Genomic DNA, 4,460 nt, shown 5'->3' with positions numbered 1-4,460 from the left:
CGACCGGGCGAGGGCCGGCCGCCTCCACTCCGGGCCGGCCCACCCGCCCGCCGACCGCCCGCGCCGGCGCACCCCGTCGCCTCCCGGTCCGGCCGCCACCGCCGAACGGCGGTTCCCGCCAAGCACCCACGCTGCCACTCCTCGCGACCGACCCCGACTCCGCACCAGTCTCCCAGCAGCACCGACCCGGAACGGGAGCCGGCCGGTCCGCTCACCGCCCGGCCCGGCCGGGCGCACCGGAGGCGGGAGGGCGCCGGTCAGCGGGCGATCACTTCCCTGGCCAACGCCCGGTACGCCTTGGCCCCCGCCGACCGCGGCGCCCACCGGGTGATCGGCTCACCGGCCACCGTCGTCTCGGGAAACCGCACCGTGCGGTTGATGACCGTGTCGAAGACGATGTCCCCGAAGGCCTCCACCACCCGGGCCATCACCTCGCGGGAGTGCAGCGTCCTCGGGTCGAACATGGTGGCGAGGATCCCGGTGATCTCCAGCTTCGGGTTGAGCCGCTCCCGGACCTTCTCGATGGTGTCGATGAGCAGCGCGACCCCCCGCAGGCTGAAGAACTCGCACTCCAGCGGGATCAGCACCCCGTCCGCCGCCGCGAGCGCGTTCACCGTGAGCAGTCCCAACGAGGGCTGGCAGTCGACGAGGATGTAGTCGTACTCGGAGATCACCGGTCGCAGCACCCGCGCCAGGGTCTGTTCCCGGCCGACCTCCGCCACGAGCTGCACCTCCGCCGCCGACAGGTCGATGTTGCTCGGCAACAGGTGCATGCCCTCGGCGGGCGTCTTCATGACCACGTCGCGGACACCCACCGCGCGTTCCATGATGACGTTGTAGATCGTGGTGTCCAACTGGTGGGGCTGCACGCCCAACCCCACCGACAGCGCACCCTGCGGGTCGAAGTCCACGAGCAGCACCCGCCGCCCGCACTCGGCCAGCGCCGCGCCGAGGTTGATCGTCGAGGTCGTCTTGCCCACCCCGCCCTTCTGGTTGCAGATCGCCAGGACGGTGGCGGGGCCGTGGCTGTCCACCAACGGCGGTTCCGGCACGTGCCGCCGGGGGCGACCGGTCGGCCCGATCTCGCCCTCCAGGGTTTCGGCGGCCTCGTCCTCCCCGGGGTCCACCGTGCCGGGCGCCATGCTCAGGTCGACCCTGCCGCCCCGTGGCCGTCCCACCGGCGAAGGCGACGGTGTCGACATCGTGACCTAGCTCCTCGTGTCCACGGTCGTGACCAGGCGCAGCCTATGGGCAGCCCGAAGCAGCGGCAACGCGCCTCGCCGTACCACCGGTCCTGGCCGGGCCGGACGCCACAGGCCGAGTCGGGCACCGCCATCAACATACTCGGGTGGCGTCAACGACAGACAGTAGCCAGACCGGGTGGAAAAGGCGGTGCCGATCACACCTCGCGATCACCCGGGTGGTCGCCGCCCCGACCGCCCGGCCGGCGGTGAGCGCGGGTCGTCGCCGGCCGGATCGGGGCCACCCGGGGCCGTGACGGGCGCAGCACCGGGAGGCCGGCACCGATGGGCGGCTCAGCCCAGCGCCCGGGGGTGGGCCAGCGCGTACACCTCGCGCAGCGAGTTCACGGTGACCCGCGTGTAGATTTGCGTCGTGGTCACCGAGGCGTGGCCCAACAGCTCCTGCACCACCCGCACGTCGGCCCCGGCCAGCATGAGGTGGGTGGCGAAGGAGTGCCGCAGCGTGTGCGGCGACAGGTCGGCACCGACGCCCGCGCGGTCCGCCGTGTCCCGCAACACCTGCCACCCGCTCTGCCGGGACAGCCGACCGCCCCGCGCGTTGAGGAAGACCGCCGGACCTCCCCTGCCCCGGGACGCCAGGTCCGGGCGGCCGCGTACCCGGTAGGCCTCCACCGCGGCCAGGGCGGGTCGACCCACCGGCACGACCCGTTCCCGACCCCCCTTGCCCCGCAGCACGACGACCCGCTCCCGCGCGTCGACGTCGTCGAGGTCGAGTCCCACCGCCTCCGAGATCCGGGCTCCCGTGGAGTACAGCAGCTCCACCAGTGCCCGATCCCGCAGACCGCGCGGGCTGTGCTCGTCGCCCGCCGCCGCCACCAGGCGCAGCACCGTGTCCACCGGCAGCGCCTTCGGCAACCGCCGAGGCGCGTTGGGCGGGGACACCTCACGGGCGGGGTCGGCCAGGGCGAGACCCTCCTGGTGGCAGAACCGGTGGAACCCGCGCACCGCGACCAGGGTCCTCGCGGCCGAGGTCACCGCGAGCCCGGGCTCCCCGCCGCTCGGCTCCCGCAACTCGGCGAGGAAACCACTGACCTCCCGCTCCCCGACCTCGTCGAGGCCCCGCACCCCCGCCGAAGCGAGCCAGGACAGGTAGCGACGCAGGTCGCGCCGGTAGGAGTCGATCGTGTTCTCGGCGAAACCCCGCTCGACCACCAGGTGGTCGAGGTAGGTGCGCGCCGCCCCGAGGAGGGCCTCGGCGACCTCGGGATCCTCCTGGGCCGCCGGCGCCGGCGGCACCCGCTCCGGTACGCCACCCCCACCGGACCCGGCCATCCCCCCGCCCGACGGCCCCGTGCTCCCGCCACCGGGAGCGACCACCCGCTCGGAGCTCACCCCAGCACCTCCTCCGGGGAACCGTGCGGCAGTCCGTGGACCCGGCCGACCTCCGCGCACAACAGCGTGCCCTCCAGCACCTGGAGACCGGCCGCCAACGCCGGGGTCGACCGTGCCGCCTCCGCAGCGCCCAGGTCGGCCAGCGCCGCCACGTAGGGCAGGGTCGCGTTCGTCAGCGCCCAGGTCGAGGTGTGCGGCACCGCGCTGGGGATGTTGGGGACGCAGTAGAAGACCGAGTCGGCGGCCCGGAAGGTCGGCTGGGCATGGGTGGTGGGGCGGGACAGCTCGAAGCAGCCGCCCTGGTCGATCGAGACGTCGACGAGCACCGAACCCGGTCGCATCCGCTCCACCAGCGCGGCGCTCACCAGTTCCGGGGTGGGCGCGCCCGGCACCAGCGCGGAACCGATGACGAGGTCCGCCCACAGGCAGGCCCGTTCCACCTCGTAGGCGCTGCTGGGGACCGTCCGCACCCGCCCCCGGTGCACCAGGTCGAGGTAGCGCAACCGGGCCGGGTCGGAGTCCACCACCACCACCTCCGCCTGGAGGCCCAGCGCGATGAGGGCGGCGTTGGCGCCCACCACCCCGCCGCCCAGGACCGCCACCTTCCCGGCGGGAACGCCCCGCACCCCGCCGAGCAGGACCCCCCGACCGCCCTGCGCCCGTTCCAGGCAGTGGGCCCCCACCTGCGCGGCCATCCGCCCCGCCACCTCGCTCATCGGCGACAGCAGCGGCAGGGAACCGTCCGGCGCCCGCACGGTCTCGTAGCCGACGGCGGTCGTCCCCGCGCCCACCAGGGCGGCGGTCAGGTCGGGATCGGCGGCCAGGTGGAGGAACGCGAACAACGTCTGGCCCCGACGCAGCGACGCGTACTCCCCCGGTTCGGGCGCCTTCACCTTCAACACCAGCTCGGCGCGCTCCCACACCTGCTCCGCGGCGGCGAGGACCTGGGCGCCGGCGGCGAGGTAGTCGGTGTCGGGGAAGGATGACCCCACGCCAGCCCCCGACTCCACCACGACCTGGTGGCCCCGCCGGGTCAACTCCACGACCCCGGACGGCGCGAGAGCCACCCGGTGTTCGCCCTCCCGCAGTTCACGGGGCACCCCGACCCGCAACGCGCCACCTCCACTTCCCGACCCGACCACGGCGACGTGGGCCGGCCCCGAGGATATCGGCGGTGGCGTCGATGACGGTCGGGAGACGAGCTGTCACCCCGTGCCCCGCCACCGGCCCGGACGGGGGATTATGAGGTGGTGGCGACCAAGAAACCAGACAGCCTGCGCATTGGCACCCTGGAACGTGAGGCCGCGGTGGCCTCGCTGGGCGATCACCTCGGCGCCGGTCGACTCGACCTGGAGGAGTACGAGGAGCGGATGCGTTCGGCATCCGCCGCGAAGACCCGGGGCGAGCTGATCAGGCTCTTCGAGGACCTGCCCGGCCCGCTGCCGGAACCGCTGCGCGACGCGCCCGCTCCACCGCCACCTCCGCCCCCGACGCCCGTCGTCCTCAGCCCCGCACCGCCGCCCGCCAGGGTTGAGGAGGACCTCTCCCCGAAGTCGAAGGTGGTCGCGGGGGTGCTCCAGCTCGTCCCGGGCTTCGGCATCGGCCGCATCTACACCGGCCGGGTCGCGCTGGGGCTCGCACAGCTCGCGACCGTGCCGGTGTTCGGTTTCGGTGTGCTGTGGTGCTGGATCGACGGCATCATCCTGCTCGCCTACGGGGGCAGGGACCGGGAGGGCCGGCGGCTGCGGGAGTGACCTCGGCCGGGGCGGTCACCGCGCCGGGCCCGAGGTGGGACGGGCCATCCGCCGGGCCCCGGTCAGCGCCGGTCCGCGACGCGAGCCGCCCACCGGGTGGGGCGGTCCCGCC

4 protein-coding genes are annotated in these 4,460 nt (G+C 74.3%); 1 reads left to right on the top strand and 3 read right to left on the bottom strand.

Features of this window, described 5'->3' with window-relative positions; genetic code table 11:
• Positions 1 to 257: 257 nt before the first annotated feature.
• From ACTIDRAF_RS0212275 to ald, 3 genes are all read right to left on the bottom strand, one after another.
• Complete coding sequence (locus ACTIDRAF_RS0212275; RefSeq protein ID WP_245533516.1) at positions 258 to 1,142, bottom strand: ParA family protein; 885 nt, start codon at positions 1,140 to 1,142, stop codon at positions 258 to 260.
• A 393-nt stretch (positions 1,143 to 1,535) separates the two neighbouring features.
• Positions 1,536 to 2,594: a site-specific tyrosine recombinase XerD gene (locus tag ACTIDRAF_RS0212270; RefSeq protein ID WP_016699038.1), complete on the bottom strand. Its 1,059-nt coding sequence runs from the start codon at positions 2,592 to 2,594 to the stop codon at positions 1,536 to 1,538.
• Entirely contained in the window at positions 2,591 to 3,706 is a 1,116-nt protein-coding gene (gene ald / locus ACTIDRAF_RS0212265) for an alanine dehydrogenase (protein WP_016699037.1), read from the bottom strand. Before ald ends, ACTIDRAF_RS0212270 begins: the two co-directional genes overlap by 4 nt.
• A gap of 138 nt (positions 3,707 to 3,844) precedes the next feature.
• On the opposite strand from ald, the gene ACTIDRAF_RS0212260 reads away from it, so the two are divergent.
• A complete protein-coding gene (locus ACTIDRAF_RS0212260; RefSeq protein WP_039786997.1) occupies positions 3,845 to 4,348 on the top strand; it encodes a DUF1707 domain-containing protein in 504 nt (167 codons plus the stop codon).
• The last annotated feature ends 112 nt before the right edge of the window (positions 4,349 to 4,460 follow it).

Origin of the sequence: Actinoalloteichus spitiensis RMV-1378 (assembly GCF_000239155.1) — a bacterium.
In the GTDB taxonomy this organism is placed as follows: domain Bacteria; phylum Actinomycetota; class Actinomycetes; order Mycobacteriales; family Pseudonocardiaceae; genus Actinoalloteichus_B; species Actinoalloteichus_B spitiensis.
This window is presented reverse-complemented; position numbering and strand designations above follow the sequence as displayed.